Consider the following 14482-nt stretch of genomic DNA (forward strand, 5'->3'; position numbering starts at 1 on the left):
TGGGCGGGTCAAACCGCCCCTTTTTTTTGCCCGCAGAAAATCAAAAAAGGCCCGCAAGGGCCTTTTTTCGTTGATCCAGTCACGAGCCGGGGACTCAGCGCTCCAGATCCTTGATCTTGCCTTTGACGCCGTCGAACTCTTCGGCTTCCGGCAATGCGTCTTTCTTCTCGGTGATGTTCGGCCAGATTTCCGCCAGCTCGGCGTTCAGCTCGATGAATTCCTGCATGTCATCAGGAACCTCGTCTTCCGAGAAGATGGCTTGGGCAGGGCATTCAGGCTCGCACAGTGCACAGTCGATGCACTCATCCGGGTGAATGACCAGGAAGTTCGGGCCTTCGTAGAAGCAGTCCACCGGACAGACTTCTACGCAGTCGGTGTACTTGCACTTGATGCAGTTGTCGGTGACGACGAAGGTCATTTCTAATTCTCTCCTCAGGCGACGGCAGCGGTGCCCTTCCAGTCAGGGCCGCTCGGTTCGGCAGGTTCGCGGCGAGCCAGGCTAATAACTCACCGCTCCGCCAAACCGCGCGGGATTCTAACAGCTTGTAAGGCTGCGCGTTATAACAGAGTCTTCAGTTCATAGAGCATTTCGATAGCTTGGCGTGGCGTCATGTTGTCCAGATCGAGCTTGCCGATCTTCTCGATCGCCGGATGCGGCAGGCTGGCAAACAGATCGCTCTGGTGCGGGACCTGTGGTTCGCTGCGGCTACTGGTCGCAGGTGTCGGCAGCTCGTGAGGCAGGCTGGAGGTCTCCAGTCGGCTCAGATGTTCCCGCGCCCGCTGAATGACCGGCGCCGGAACGCCGGCCAGTTGCGCCACCGCCAGGCCGTAGCTCTGGCTGGCCGGCCCCGGCAGGACATGGTGCAGGAAGACGATGCGCTCATTGTGCTCGGTGGCGTTCAGGTGCACGTTCGCTACCAGCGGTTCGTTTTCCGGCAATACCGTCAGTTCGAAGTAGTGGGTAGCGAAAAGGGTGTAGGCGCGCAACCGGGCCAGACGCTCTGCCGCAGCCCAGGCCAGCGACAGTCCATCGAAGGTACTGGTACCGCGTCCCACTTCATCCATCAGCACCAGGCTGCGGTCGGTGGCGTTGTGCAGGATGTTGGCGGTTTCGCTCATTTCCACCATGAAGGTGGAGCGGCCGCCGGCCAGGTCGTCGCTGGAGCCGATACGGGTGAATATACGGTCCACCAGGGACAGCTGGCAGCTGGCCGCCGGTACGTAGCTGCCGATATGCGCCAGCAGCACGATCAGTGCGGTCTGACGCATGTAGGTGGATTTACCGCCCATGTTCGGACCGGTGATGATCAGCATGCGGGTGCTGTCGTCGAGGGACAGGTCGTTGGCCACGAAGGGGCTGGTCAGGACCTGCTCGACCACAGGATGACGCCCCTGGTTGATCTGCATGCATGGCTCGTCGACGAAGGTCGGGCAGTTCAGGTCCAGGGTCAGGGCGCGCTCGGCCATGTTGCTCAGCACGTCCAGCTCGGACAGTGCCGCGGCGGTGTCCTGCAGCGGCGCCAGGTGGCTGATCAGGGTTTCCAGCAAGGCGTCGTAGAGCATCTTCTCCCGGGCCAGGGCACGGCTCTTGGCCGACAGTGCCTTGTCCTCGAACGTCTTCAGCTCGGGGGTGATGAAGCGTTCGGCGCCCTTGAGCGTCTGGCGACGGATGTAGTCGACCGGCGCCTGTTCGGCCTGTTTGCTCGGCAGTTCGATGAAGTAGCCGTGGACCCGGTTGTAGCCGACCTTGAGATTGGCCAGGCCTGTACGCGCCTTTTCCCGGGCTTCGAGGTCGATGAGGAACTGCCCGGCGTTCTCGCTGATCGACAGCAGTTCGTCCAGTTCGGCGTCGTAGCCGGTCTTGAGGACGCCGCCGTCGCGGATCACCGCCGGCGGGTTGTCGATAATGGCTTTTTCCAGCAGGTCGGCCAGTTCCGGATAGGTACCGGCGATGGCTGCCAGGCGCGCCAGGTGCGGCGCTTCCAGTTCGGCCATGGCGTTCTGCAGCTCGGGCAGGGCGCCGAGGGCGTCACGCAGGCGGGCGAGGTCGCGGGGGCGGGCGTTGCGCAGGCCGATACGGGCGAGAATCCGCTCGATGTCACCGATGTCCTTCAATTGCGGCTGCAGGCGTTCGAAGCGGTAGTTGTCGAGCAGGCAGCGAATCGAGCTCTGCCGGGCCTGAAGCACTTTGAGGTCGCGCAGCGGACGGTTCAGCCAGCGGGTCAGCAGGCGGCTGCCCATGGCGGTCTGGCAGCGGTCGATCACCGATTGCAGGGTGTTGTCGCGCCCGCCGGCGAGGTTGACGTCCAGTTCCAGGTTGCGCCGACTGGCGCCATCGAGGATGACCGTGTCGTCCAGGCGCTCGTGCTTGAGGCTGCGCAGATGGGGCAGGGCGGTGCGCTGGGTTTCCTTGGCGTAGGTCAGCAAACAGCCCGCGGCGCCGATGGCCAGGGTCAGCTTGTCGCACCCGAAGCCTTTCAGGTCCTGGGTTGCGAACTGCTGACAGAGGCTCTTGCGTGCGGAGTCGCGATCGAAGTCCCACGGCGCGCGGCGGCGTGAGCCACGCCGTTTCTCGGCGGGCAGGCCTTGTGGCCAGTCGTCCGGGATCAGCAGCTCGACCGGGTTGGTCCGTTCCAGCTCGGCGAGGAGGTTTTCCCAGCCCTTGAGTTCCTGCACGGTGAAGTTGCCGCTGGTGATGTCCAGCACCGCCAGGCCGAACAGGCGCTCATCGCCCAGTACGGCGGCGATCAGGTTGTCGCGGCGTTCGTCCAGCAGGGCTTCGTCGCTGATGGTGCCGGGGGTGATGATACGCACCACCTGACGTTCCACCGGGCCCTTGCTGGTGGCCGGGTCGCCGATCTGTTCGCAGATCACCACCGATTCACCCAGCTTCACCAGCTTGGCCAGATAGCCTTCCAGCGAATGAAAGGGAATACCGCACATGGGGATCGACTGGCCCGCCGACTGACCGCGCGCGGTCAGGGTGATATCCAGCAGTTTCGCGGCCTTCTTCGCATCTTCGTAGAAGATCTCGTAGAAATCGCCCATGCGGTAGAACATCAGCTGGTCTGGATGCTGGTTCTTCAGCTTCCAGTACTGCTGCATCATCGGAGTGTGTGCGGAAAGATCAGACATTCAAGGCCTTACAGCAGGGTGTCTTTAAAAGGTATGAAACCGCTAATAGTACAGGGATTTGTTCCGCGGCGCCGAGCGCGGCGCGGCGTAAACAGCCTTCGTTCGTTGCAATTCATGCGCGTTGTCATGCTTGATGCGTTTTTGCAATTGCATTTCCATCGAGGCAGGGGCAGTATGCACGTCATGCAAAAGCGCAATGTAGCTACCGTCCTCAAGTCACTGCTGGAACGCCACGGTCTTTCTCCCACGGAGTTGCACCGCCGCACCGGCGTGCCCCAATCCACCCTGTCGCGGATTCTCAGCGAGAAGATCGCCGATCCTTCGGACAAGCATGTGTCGAAGATCGCCGAGTACTTCGGAGTGAGTACCGATCAGTTGCGTGGCCGTGTCGACCTGGGCGACAGCCGCGAAGCCGAACGTGTGCCCGGTCATGACGACTTGCGCGACATCAGCCTGTGGGACGACGAAACCCCCGTCGAGGACGACGAGGTCTCCGTTCCTTTTCTTCGTGAGGTCGAGTTGGCAGCAGGATCAGGAAGATTCGTCATCGAGGAAAGCGAGCGCGCCCGCCTGCGTTTCGGCAAGCGCAGCCTGCGCCACAACGGTGTGCAGTTCGACCAGGCGAAGTGCGTGACGGTGCGCGGCAACAGCATGTTGCCGGTGTTGCGTGACGGTGCCACGGTGGGCGTCAACACGGGCAAGTGTTCCATTGGCGACATCATCGATGGCGATCTCTATGCCATCAATCACAACGGCCAGCTGCGAGTGAAGCAGCTCTATCGCCTGCCTGTCGGCATCCGTCTGCGCAGCTTCAACCGCGATGAACATCCCGACGAGGACTACAGCTTCCAGCAGATGCAGGACGAGCAGATCGTCATTCTCGGCCATGTGTTCTGGTGGGGCATGTACGCTCGCTGAGCCTTCCCTTCTCATTGAAAACCCGCTTCGGCGGGTTTTTTTTCGCTTGTCGAAAACTGGCCGGAGCCAGAGCGGACGAGGGTTCAATGCATTTAAGCAAATCCATCAGCGCAAATATTTCCAAAAATGCATTGACTGCATATGCGTTGATGCATAAAGTTCGTTCCAAGCCGGCCAGACACCGGCGGCGAGAAAGGCAGCGATGAACAGGCCTCGACTGTTCAGAGGGTTGGCAACTGACCCGGGTGTGCAGCGTAAAGCACCAAGAGCAGTTATCCGGCGGGCAGGTGGCCGCGGTCGGAGGAACAATTTGAAGCGGAGACGTCCAGCACACCAGTCGTGGCGGGCGTTTCAACGACGCATTACTGAAAAGCCCAGGGCCTGCCCCGGGCTTTTTGGAATGCCGAGTGATCACTCGGTCCCATTCCCCGTTCGGCCCGTCGCTGTGCGGGAAGTACAAAGGAGGCAGGACCGTGACAAGCGAGCAACAGACGTTGCTGGAAATGCCGATCTGGCTGGTGATCGTCCTGGCGTTGCTGGGTGGGGTTTCCGGCGAGATGTGGCGAGCGGACAAGGCGGGCGCCCGGGGTGCGGCCTTGTTGAGACGATTGGCACTGCGCTCGGGGGCCTGCATGGTCTGCGGCGTATCCACCATGATGCTGCTGTACGCCAGCGGCCTTTCGATATGGGCGGCCAGTGCCCTGGGCTGCCTGACCGCCGTGGGCGGTGCGGATATCACCATGGGGCTGTACGAGCGCTGGGCGATCAAGCGCCTGGGCCTGGGCAGTGACAGCAAGGAGAGATCATGAGCGACCTCAATGGATTGCATCAGGCCATAGGCGCGACCCTCGAAACTGCGTTCCCGCAGCTCGCAACGGTCGGCAGCTATGCCGCCGTGCAACAGGAAACGGCGTTGCCGGCGCTGTTCTACGGCATCGTCGGGTTGAAGCCCGGTACCGATCCGGGCGATGGACACTCCCGTGTCATCGCCACGTTCGAGGCACGGATCAGCACCGACGGCACTCGCCCCCAGGCGGTGCTGGAAACCGTCAGCCTGGCGGCGCAACTGATGGTGCTGCTGCGCAAGCAGTACTGGAACATCGACTTCGTCGAAGAGGCCCGCGGCGTCCAGGCGTTACCGTCGAGCACGGCACCGACTACCTGGGTGGTGCAGTGGGAGCAGGTCCTGCACCTGGGCGAGGCGCAATGGCCATGGCCGAACCAGCCACCGGGATCGTTGCTGTTGTCCTTCGATCCCGATACCGGCCCCGGACATGAAAGCGACTACAAGGCTGCGGAGGATTTCGCATGAGCTATGCCAGTGCGATGCACGACCGCATGATCGCCGGCTTGCTGATTCCCTGCCGGGTGGTCGCCGTGGATCTGGCCGCGGCACGGGTGCGGGTGTCCGATGGCGCCGGCTGGACCAGCGCCTGGGTGCGCTGGCACAGCCAGGCCGCCGGCAAGGCACGACACTGGCGCGCGCCGAGTCTGAACGAGCAGGGCGTGCTGCTCAGTCCCAGCGGCGAGCCGGCCCAGGGCACCTTCGTCGCCGGTCTTTACGGCAACGCCGGCAATCCGCCGGACAACCGCGAGCATGTCGAGGTCTGGCGCTTCGACGATGGCGGTTCGCTGATCTACGACTGGCAGGCCAGCAGCTACAGCGTCGAACTGCCACGCGGCAGCCTCACCCTCAAGGTCGGCGGCAGCACGCTGGTGGCCACTCCCGATGCCATCACGCTTACCTCTGGCAGCCTGACCTTGAATGGCCCGGTGCGGATCAATGGCGCGTTGCAGGTGACGGGGGATATCCACGGCGGCGGGGCAATCATCGATACCGCCGGCAATACGCCTAACCACAAACACTGAAGAAAATATCGCGACGCCAATGGGGGTTATCGGGACTTGTTGCCCTGACCCTTCTTTATGGCCATTCGGCAAATGGCTGAAGACCATACAAAAATACTGTCGGATAACTGATGGCGAGTTTCTCAAGCTCTCCGAACGACAGCACCCATTACTGGCGCGGGATGTTTCCTGGAGATCTATATGCACTACGAAACAGCGAGCCTGACCGGCTCCAACGGTTCTTGTGAGCGAATTGAAGTAACTGACTATTTTCAACCCGGTGATGCCAGTTGGTCCGACGCATTCGACAGGGTAATTGCTGTTGTCGAATCGAGGGCCGTGGCGGGCACTGAACAATACACCTTGCCGGATATCTTTCTGCCTGACCACGGCGCGGATTATGGAATTTTTCGCCCGATTTCGACGCGGTTGCCACTGAAATTCAAGGGCGAGGGTGTGCGAGTCGTTGCGCTTCAAGGGTTTGCCGGAAAGACCATTCCTCTTGCCGCGGGCGGTACGGAAGTCAACAGCTCCATGATGATCTTCCTCGATGGTGACAAGGGAAGCACCACGGGAGTCGTTCGTAACGGTGCGGCGGTTGGCAAGGGAATCACTCTTGATTGTCGCGATACTGCTTACAATGGCATATATATGGAACGGATGACGTACGCCACGATCGACTGTGAAATTCAATTTCCAGCTGATTCGGGGGTACAGATCGGACCCCATTGCTGGGGGATGTCCATGTATTCCCCAGTTATCGAGAACTTCTCCAACTATGCAGTGAGATGCTTGCCGCATTCTGCGTGCAACGGCATGTCGATTGTAAATCCGAGATTCTGGGGTGAGTTCAAGACGGGTAACGCAGGTATCCTTTTCGATAAAGACGCAGAATGCAATGGTTTCCATGTGTCGGGTGGCTTCATCGAGAAGGTTAACTACGGTGTTATTGTCGCTGCCGGTAACGGCCCCATCGTTTTCACGGGCGTTGACTTCGAACAGTGCCAGGTAAGCGTTGTTCGCGCGGCCACTGGCGATTTCACCGGTAAGGTTATCGGTCCCATCACGCTTGAAAATTGCTTCCTTCACTCGATATCGGCGGTGAAGGTCTATGCGGACGAGGCAATCATTCATGTTCGCGGTTGCAGGCTGTTTCCCGATAGCTTCGATTTTGAAACTGACTCCTTTGGCCGAGGAGTAATCCACGCGAGCAATAACCGGTACGATGCCGGATTTGTAAATGCTCCCAATGCAAACCTGGTATTCGACGATTGTTCCGGTCTGACACGGAATATCTGGAACTATCTTCCCAATCGGTCGAATAATTTCTATCCCGCTCTCGATGTCCGAAACTTTCAGTTTCCGGGTGCCAAGTTTCTGCAGAGCTCCGGTTTCAATTTTTACAGCAATCATGTCGATGGTCCTGCCGGGCAGACGGTATCGCGCTCGGACTGGTGGGTTTCGGAGTATCACCATAAAACTTCGCCGGGGGTCTTGAATAAGATCATTGGCGTCAGGCTGGCAAATGATGCTGGACAGAACTCGTTTCAGCCGATGGTCAACAATGCGACGACCTGCGGGGCGCCAGGTGCATCATGGGCAGGCGGATCGACACAGGTCGCTTTCACCGTCGTCTCGGATGAGCGTGAGAAGCAACAGCTTCAGGAAATCTCTGATGTGGAGCGGCGAGTGGCTGCAAAGTGCAAGTTGCTGCTCGGTTTGAAGTACAAGCTCAACGACCAGGTCGCGAAATTGGGCGACAAGGCGAAATGGCACTTTGGCACCTCGGCTCAGCGGGTGATTGCCGCGTTCGAAGCCGAAGGCCTTGATGCGATGGACTACTCGGTTGTCGAGTATCACGAGTGGGATGAGATCGAGCCGGTGACTGACAAGGAAGGAACCATCACTCTTCCGGGACAGCCTGCTGGCAATGTCTACACGGTGAACTACGAAGAGCTGCAGGCGTTTGTCTTGAGCGTTATTTGATTGTTGTTGGCGAGTGCGTTGGACGCACGGTGTTGCCCGGATATCGGGTGCCCGTATTCAGTCGTGAGCGCCTTGCCAAGTCGCAAATAGTTGAGTGAACAACATCAGCCCGCCAGGCGGGCTTTTTCATGCCCAGGAGGAACGCCATGGCGACCCCGAAAAAGACTTTCGCACCCGGCGCCTGCGCCGCGGTGCACAGCGATTACTTACCGCCGGACATCCACATACAGGAGTGACGCGATGATCGGAATGGATCGCCACACTGGCCAGCCACTGTCCGGCATCGCCCACCTGCGCCAGTCCATCGAGGACATCCTGAGTACCCCGCTGGGCAGCCGGCGCATGCGTCCGGACTACGGCAGCAAGCTGCGCCGCTTCGTCGACCTGCCGGTCAACGAGGGCTGGAAAAGCGCAGTACAGGCCGAAGTGGCGCGGGCCCTGGTGCGCTGGGAACCGCGCTTGAAACTGCAACGGGTCCGGGTGCTGGCGGTGGTGGACGGGCAGATCAGCCTGCAACTCACCGGGCAGTACCTGGGCGACAGCCAGATCCTGGAGGTGACGGCATGAGCATTGTGGACCTCTCGGCGCTGCCCGCGCCGCAGGTGCTGGAGGATCTGGATTTCGAGGAGATCTTCCAGGCCGACCTGGCGACCTTCAAGTCGCACATGGGCGAAAGCTGGACCGCGCAGTTGGAAAGCGATCCGGTAACCAAACTGCTGGAAGTCGGCGCCTACCGCACGCTGCTCAACCGCGCCCGGGTCAACGACGCCGCCAAGGCGCTGTTGCTGGCCTACGCCACGGGCAGCGATCTGGATCAACTGGCGGCCAACGTGCAGTTGCGACGTCTGCTGGTGCGTGCCGCCGACCCGAACGCCGTGCCTCCCGTCGAGCAGATTCTTGAAGAAGACGATGCCCTGCGCGAGCGCATCGAGCTGGTCTACGAAGGACTGACCACGGCAGGGCCGCGCAACAGCTACATCCTGCATGCCCGCAATGCCTCCGGCCAGGTCGCCGATGCGACGGCGGAAAGCCCGTCGCCGGCGGTGGTGGATGTCACGGTGCTGGGCGTCGACGGCAGGGGTGTGGCCAGTGCCGAGCTGCTGGCGCAGGTCGCGGCCTATCTGAACGACGATGAGGTGCGGCCAGTGGCCGATCGCCTGACCGTGCGCAGCGCCGAGATCCTGCCGTATCGCATCGACGCGGTGCTGCACATGACGGGCAACGGTCCGGAAACCGAAGCGACCCTGGTGGAATGTCGACGCCGCTTGCAGGCCTGGATCAACCCGCGTCGTCGCCTCGGTGTGGAAGTGGCGCGCTCGGGCATCGATGCGCAATTGCATATCAGCGGGGTTGCCCGGGTCGAGCTGCGTGACTGGCAGGACATCCGCCCGAGCAAGGGCCAGGCCGCCTGGTGCGACGGCTTCGACGTGACCCTGGGAGGCTGACATGACCAGCCTCCTGCCACTGAACAGCACCTTGCTGGAACGGGCTGTGGAGGCCGCCTCGGCGGATGTTCCGCAGATTCCGCTGCGAACCCTGTACAACCCCGACACCTGTCCGTCGCACCTGCTGCACCAGCTGGCGCTGGCCTGGTCGGTGGATCGCTGGGACGAGAGCTGGCCGGATGCGGTCAAGCGCGCGGTGATCCGTGGCTCGTTCCAGGTCCATGCGCGCAAGGGCACCCTTGGCGCCTTGCGCCGGGTGGTGGAGCCCTTCGGCTACCTGATCGAAGTCGCCGAATGGTTCAACACCGTGCCGCCAGGCGTACCTGGCACCTTCGCCCTGAAGATCGGCGTGTCCGAGTCGGGCATCAGCGAGGAGACCTATGAAGAGCTCACCGCGCTGATCGACGACGCCCGACCGGTCAGCCGGCACATGATTGCTCTGGCAATCAGCTTGGAGTCGGTCGGCAGCTTGTATGTGCGCGGCTCGGTGAGCGAGGGCGAAGTGCTCGACGTGTACCCGCCAACGCCGCGTCAAATCGAGGTCACCGGCCGCATTGGACGCGGTGGCCGTGAACACTCCATTGATACTCTGGACATTGCATATGGTTGACCAGAACTCCCAGTTTTACGCCATTCTCACGACGGTGGGGGCGGCCAAGCAGGCCAACGCCGATGCCTTGGGCATCCCGTGGAAAATCACCCAGATGGGTGTAGGTGATGCCAACGGCACCGACCCGACGCCCAATGCCACTCAAACTGCCTTGATTGGTGAATGGCGCCGTGCGCCGCTGAATCAGCTGAAGGTTGACGAAAAAGACAGCGCCATCATCGTTGCCGAGCAGGTCATTCCGGCGGATGTGGGTGGACGCTGGATTCGCGAAATCGGTCTTTATGATGCGGATGGCGATCTGGTGGCCGTCGCCAACTGTGCCCCGACTTACAAGCCGCTCCTGAGCCAAGGCTCGGGGCGTACGCAAGTGGTGCGTATGAGCCTGGTCGTCAGTAGCGCCAGCAACGTGCAGTTGCGCATCGACCCCAGTGTTGTGCTGGCTACCCGCGAATGGGTCACCGAGGAACTGGCTCGTCAGGATTTCAAGCATTCGGTGCTGGCTGCTACCACCACTGCTGTCACGCTGAGCGGCTTGCAGACGATCGACGGTGTGGCGCTGCAGGCCGGCAACCGGGTACTGGTCAAGGATCAGAATGCCGCCAAGGACAACGGCCTGTATGTGGTCGCCGCTGGTGCATGGGGACGTAGCACCGACGCTGACAGCAATGCCAAGGTGACGCCGGGACTGATGGTCCTCGTGGAGAAGGGTACGGCAAACAGCGACAGCGCCTGGCAACTGGTCACCGATGGGCCGATCAGCCTGGGTGTGACCAGCCTGTCGTTCGAGATGGCATTTGGGCGAACGGGTGTCGCGGCGAGTACCTACCGCAGCGTGACGGTCGACAAGTACGGTCGCGTGGTTGCAGCGACCAATCCTACGACAGTTGCCGGATACGGGCTCACCGATGTCTACACCAGGAGCCAGCTAGACACCGAGCTGGCGTTGAAGTCGCCGCTGATCAGTCCGGCTCTTGCCGGTGTCCCGACCGCTCCCACGGCAGCGCGAGGCAACAATTCCCAGCAGCTTGCCAACACGGCGTTCGTCACGGACGCAATCAGTACGCTGATCGCGGGCTCGCCCGGTGCATTGGACACATTGAAGGAACTGGCGGATGCCTTGGGTAATGACCCCAACTTCGCGACCACTATCCTCAATCGATTGAACGCAAAGGCCGACAAGGCAAGCACCCTGGCAGGCTATGGGATAACCGATGACGCTCAGATCAGAGGGCAGAACCTGATCGGTGCATTCACCATGGAATGCCTCGATATTTCTGTCTACCCGTATGCGTCAGGGATATTGATCAAGACCAAACTCCCTGCATGGGACGGCGGCATGCCTACGCTGACCATCAAAGGCGCGCTGGACGGGTATACAACTCCTTTCGAAGCTCAACTGAACTGGTACTACTGGGAAGATGCGATATACCAACCCAAGTTGCAGGTGAGTGGACCGAAGGTTGCCATCGGCTCAGGATTCAATGCCTACCTCATTCCGGTGAATGGGCTTATCCACATACGTCTGGAACTTGGTCTCAACGCTTACATTCCACGTCTGACCATTACAGCCCTTCGGACCCGGACGTATGGTGCGGACCGTGCTTACTATCAGGACTGGACAAGCGAAGTCTACGAAAGCCCGATTGCTGGTGAAGTGAAAGCCGAGCGTACGGTCGTTCTGAACTCCCGAAACATATCGGCGCCCGCGTTAGGGCTGGCCAAGGACGGAGAGATTCCTGTCAGTGCGGTAACGGGGCTGACTGCGGCGCTCAATGGCAAGGCGTCGTCCGCACATGCTCATGCCATTGCCGACGTGACGGGGTTGGCTGCGTCGCTCAATCTGGCTTCCGGCCTGGCTGCGAGCGACACCACGCAGGATCCCAATCTCGCGGTCAACCAGGTCATCCTGACCAATCACGCCAATGCACCAGTCTCCGGGTTCTATTGGCATATCACTACCTCGTTCTACAACGCCATCAATGCCGCATCGAATCGCGCACAGACGGCCGTGCAATACAACGGCGGCAGTGAAGTCTATGTGCGAAGTTATTTCAATGGGCAGTGGACAGCTTGGGACCGCCTGGATAAGCAAGTATGGCCAGGAACCATCGTGTACTTCCTGTCCAATCTGGCGCCGCCGGGGTATCTCAAGGCAAACGGAGCACAAATCAGCCGTACCAGTTACGCCAGGTTGTTTGCGGCGATCGGTACCTACGCTGGGGCAGGCGACGGAAGTACGACGTTCCATCTGCCAGATCTTCGCGGCGAATTCCTGCGCGGCTGGGATGATGCACGAGGACTGGATGCCAATCGGGCCCTGGGCTCATTGCAGTCCAGTCAGAACCTGAGCCACGTACACACGGGTGTAACGGATGTTCGCGGCTCGCACATACATCTGGTGAGCGGCAATACCACGTCGGGCGGGGCCCATGCACACCCGGTCAATCGAGCGCAGAACAACAGCGTCGGTGCCTTGGCTGACAGGGTGACGACCGCCTATGGGGATGCGGGGACGGCAGCTGCCGTCTCGGTTACGGGTGAGCACGCCCACACCTTCACCGGCAGTTCCGACTACGCCGGGGCGCACGATCACAGCCTGATCATCTATGCGGATGGTGGTAGTGAAGCACGTCCTCGCAACTTGGCTTTGCTCGCCTGCATCAAATACTGAGGACTCTATGACTGCACCGACGATCTACCATGCTCACCCCATGACGGGTGAGTACCTGGGCCAGGGCATTGCTGATCCCGATCCCATGGATAAGGAAAACTGGCTGATTCCAGGTTTTGCCTATCTGGACGCACCGCCTGAAGTGCCCACCTTGAAAGTGGCGAGGCGCTCGGGAGACAAAAGCTCCTGGGAAGTAGTCGATGACTACCGGGGCCCGGTTTACAGCACTTCCACTGGTGAGGTCCAGGAGTACACCCGGTTGGGAAGTCTTCCGGAAGGACTGACGCTGCACCCTCGACCAGCGGCGTTCTACCGCTGGAATGGTACGGCCTGGGAGTTGGACAAGCTTGCCCAACTGGTGGGCGCGCGTGCTGACGCATTGACCAGCCGTGACGAACGCCTGGCGTTGGCAACCATGCGTATTGCGCCTTTGGAGGATGCGGTGTACCTCCAGCGGGCGACTGAGACCGAAAAGGAGCAGTTGCTTGCCTGGAAGACATATCGCATGAACCTCGGACGCATCGAGCAACTGGACGGTTTCCCGCTGGCCTTCGAGTGGCCCCCAAGCCCCGATGGCGAGCAAACCGACAAAGCCACTGACTGAAAGCCCCGCACCGCCGGGGCTTTTTCTTTTTCGCAACACCCCCTGAACGGCCCCGCACTGACGGGGCCTTCTCATTTCTGGAGACATACCCATGAGTGGATTCTTCCACGGCGTTACCGTAACCAACGTCGACACCGGCGCCCGCAGCATCGCGCTGCCGTCCTCGTCCATCATCGGCCTGGTCGATACCTTCACCGAAGGCTCGACCGTCACGGCCAAGGCCAACGACCTGGTGCTGATCACCAGCGAGCGTGAAGCCATCGCCGCGTTCGGCGCCGAAGCCGCGATCACCAAGGCCTGCCAGGCCGTCTTTGCCCGGGCCAGGGCGGTCATCGTCGCCTGCGGCGTGGCCAAGCTGACCGACGCCGCCGAGCAGACCTCGGCGATCATCGGCAGCGTCGAGGCCGACGGCAAGCGCACCGGCCTGCAGGCCCTGCTCGACGGCAAGAGCCGTTTCAACGCCCAGCCACGCCTGCTGGTGACCCCGAAACACAGCGCTACCCAAGCCGTCGGCACCGCCCTGGTGGCCCTGGCCGACAAGCTGCGCGGCCTGGCCATCATCGATGGGCCGAACAGCACCGACGAGGCCGCCCTGGCCTACGCGGAAAACTTCGGCGCCAAGCGTGCCTTCATGGTCGACCCGGGCGTGAAGTACTGGGACACCGGCGCCGACGCCACCGTCGATGCCCCGGCTTCGGCCTGGGTCGCCGGCCTGTTCGCCTGGACTGACAGCGAGTACGGCTTCTGGGCATCCCCGTCGAACAAGGAGTTCGTCGGCATCACCGGCACCACCCGTGCGGTGGAGTTCCTCGACGGCGACGCGAGCTGCCGTGCCAACCTGCTGAACAACGCCAACATCACCACCATCATCCGTGACGACGGCTTCCGCCTGTGGGGCAACCGCACGCTGTCCAGCGATCCGAAATGGGCCTTCGTCACCCGCGTGCGGACCATGGACATCGTCATGGACGCGATCCTCTACGGCCACAAGTGGGCCGTCGACCGCTCGATCACCGCGACCTACGTCAAGGACGTGACCGAGGGCCTGGAGAACTTCATGCGCGACCTCAAGGCGCAGGGCGCGATCATCAACTTCGAGGTGTACGCCGACACCGAGCTCAACACCGCCAGCCAGCTGGAGCAGGGCAAGGTCTACTGGAACATCCGCTTCACCGACGTACCCCCCGCTGAAAACCCCAACTTCCGTGTCGAGGTCACCAACCAGTGGTTGACCGAAGTCCTCGACCAGGCCGCTTAAGGAGCAA

13 protein-coding genes are annotated in these 14482 nt (G+C 61.1%); 11 read left to right on the forward strand and 2 right to left on the reverse strand.

The genetic code is table 11. The annotated features are described in order from the left end of the window. Positions 1 to 94: 94 nt before the first annotated feature. Together fdxA and mutS are read right to left on the reverse strand one after the other, a co-directional pair. Positions 95 to 418 carry a ferredoxin FdxA gene (fdxA, locus tag CHB99_RS13835; RefSeq protein ID WP_042121894.1) on the reverse strand — a complete coding sequence of 108 codons (324 nt, stop codon included), beginning with the start codon at positions 416 to 418 and terminating at the stop codon, positions 95 to 97. Positions 419 to 558: 140 nt separating this feature from the next. Next, the gene (gene mutS, locus CHB99_RS13840; RefSeq protein WP_042121893.1) at positions 559 to 3135 is read right to left on the reverse strand and encodes a DNA mismatch repair protein MutS; all 2577 of its coding nucleotides are present in this window, start codon (positions 3133 to 3135) and stop codon (positions 559 to 561) included. Positions 3136 to 3318: 183 nt separating this feature from the next. On the opposite strand from mutS, the gene CHB99_RS13845 reads away from it, so the two are divergent. The 11 genes from CHB99_RS13845 to CHB99_RS13900 all read left to right on the forward strand — a co-directional run bounded on the left by CHB99_RS13845 (position 3319) and on the right by CHB99_RS13900 (position 14475). Continuing rightward, complete coding sequence (locus tag CHB99_RS13845) at positions 3319 to 4053, forward strand: LexA family transcriptional regulator (RefSeq protein WP_042122174.1); 735 nt, start codon at positions 3319 to 3321, stop codon at positions 4051 to 4053. A gap of 473 nt (positions 4054 to 4526) precedes the next feature. Then, positions 4527 to 4862, forward strand: a complete 336-nt coding sequence (locus tag CHB99_RS13850) for a phage holin family protein (protein ID WP_042121892.1) — start codon at positions 4527 to 4529, stop codon at positions 4860 to 4862. After that, positions 4859 to 5365: a hypothetical protein gene (locus CHB99_RS13855; protein ID WP_042121891.1), complete on the forward strand. Its 507-nt coding sequence runs from the start codon at positions 4859 to 4861 to the stop codon at positions 5363 to 5365. The genes CHB99_RS13850 and CHB99_RS13855 overlap by 4 nt, the downstream gene beginning before the upstream one ends. After that, positions 5362 to 5922, forward strand: coding sequence for a phage baseplate assembly protein V (locus CHB99_RS13860; protein ID WP_042121890.1), 561 nt, complete (start codon positions 5362 to 5364; stop codon positions 5920 to 5922). Before CHB99_RS13855 ends, CHB99_RS13860 begins: the two co-directional genes overlap by 4 nt. Positions 5923 to 6102: 180 nt before the next feature. Further along, complete coding sequence (locus CHB99_RS13865) at positions 6103 to 7887, forward strand: tail fiber domain-containing protein (RefSeq protein ID WP_042121889.1); 1785 nt, start codon at positions 6103 to 6105, stop codon at positions 7885 to 7887. Positions 7888 to 8127: 240 nt separating this feature from the next. After that, positions 8128 to 8454 carry a GPW/gp25 family protein gene (locus CHB99_RS13870; protein ID WP_042121888.1) on the forward strand — a complete coding sequence of 109 codons (327 nt, stop codon included), beginning with the start codon at positions 8128 to 8130 and terminating at the stop codon, positions 8452 to 8454. Continuing rightward, complete coding sequence (locus CHB99_RS13875; RefSeq protein WP_042121886.1) at positions 8451 to 9332, forward strand: baseplate assembly protein; 882 nt, start codon at positions 8451 to 8453, stop codon at positions 9330 to 9332. Before CHB99_RS13870 ends, CHB99_RS13875 begins: the two co-directional genes overlap by 4 nt. Position 9333: 1 nt before the next feature. Further along, positions 9334 to 9942 (forward strand): phage tail protein I, encoded by a 609-nt coding sequence (locus tag CHB99_RS13880; RefSeq protein ID WP_042121884.1) that lies wholly within the window; start codon positions 9334 to 9336, stop codon positions 9940 to 9942. Next, a complete protein-coding gene (locus CHB99_RS29940; protein WP_052419372.1) occupies positions 9935 to 12613 on the forward strand; it encodes a phage tail protein in 2679 nt (892 codons plus the stop codon). Before CHB99_RS13880 ends, CHB99_RS29940 begins: the two co-directional genes overlap by 8 nt. 7 nt (positions 12614 to 12620) lie before the next feature. After that, positions 12621 to 13217 carry a tail fiber assembly protein gene (locus CHB99_RS13895; RefSeq protein WP_052419371.1) on the forward strand — a complete coding sequence of 199 codons (597 nt, stop codon included), beginning with the start codon at positions 12621 to 12623 and terminating at the stop codon, positions 13215 to 13217. Positions 13218 to 13308: 91 nt separating this feature from the next. After that, positions 13309 to 14475 carry a phage tail sheath subtilisin-like domain-containing protein gene (locus CHB99_RS13900; RefSeq protein ID WP_042121882.1) on the forward strand — a complete coding sequence of 389 codons (1167 nt, stop codon included), beginning with the start codon at positions 13309 to 13311 and terminating at the stop codon, positions 14473 to 14475. The last annotated feature ends 7 nt before the right edge of the window (positions 14476 to 14482 follow it).

Source organism: Pseudomonas japonica (assembly GCF_900188455.1).
Lineage (GTDB): Bacteria > Pseudomonadota > Gammaproteobacteria > Pseudomonadales > Pseudomonadaceae > Aquipseudomonas > Aquipseudomonas japonica.